Consider the following 717-nt stretch of genomic DNA (forward strand, 5'->3'; position numbering starts at 1 on the left):
TTCGCCCCTGCCGGGCCAGCCGTCATCCGCCCGTGCCGGCCCCCGCGGCAGGCGCCCCACCCACGGCCTGCATCGGCAACACCACGCGGGACGCGCGCCCCCGGCCCATGTGCACGGCGTTGAACGCCACCACCCGGGGCCCCGCGCTCCCCTCGGGCGCACCGGTGTTGGGATTGACGTCGAACCGCGGAAAGTTGCTGCTCGAAATGTCGAGCCGGATCCGGTGGCCCCGGCGGAACAGGTTGGACGTGGGCATGGGCTCGATCGTGATCTGCACGGCCTCCCCGGGCACCATCAGTCCGGGGTGCTCCCACGAGTCGCGGTAGCGGCAGCGCAGGATGCCGTCGGTCAGGTTCATCGCATACCCCTCGGGATGGTCTTCGCTCGGCGGGTACTGGTCGATCAGCTTGGCCGTGAAGTCGGTGTCGGGCGCGGTGGACGAAACCCACAGCTCGATCACCACGGGGCCGGTGACCTCCACGTCGCACTCGAGCGGCGGCGTCTGGAACACCAGCACATCGTCCCGTCCGGCCAGCGGCCCGAACGGCGCCCGCGCGCCGAACACGCCGCTGTGCGTGCACTGGTCGTAGGCGCCGGCCACCATCAGGGGCTCCCCGGAGGTGACCGAGCCGCCGATGGTGGGCACCGGGTTCGCGGGGTCGAAGCGGAAGGTCGCCTCACCCGCGCGCTCCGGTACGGCCCGGGTCAGCAGCCCGC

The 717-nt window shown here is 72.4% G+C and carries 1 protein-coding gene; it reads right to left on the minus strand.

Annotation, left to right across the window (positions count from 1 at the left end; translation table 11 throughout):
- Positions 1-22: 22 nt before the first annotated feature.
- On the minus strand, positions 23-717 hold a 695-nt coding region (locus AC27KI_RS26520; RefSeq protein ID WP_487116856.1), incomplete at its 5' end, for a CocE/NonD family hydrolase.

It is taken from the genome of Acidovorax sp. KPB24-03 (genome assembly GCF_057546605.1).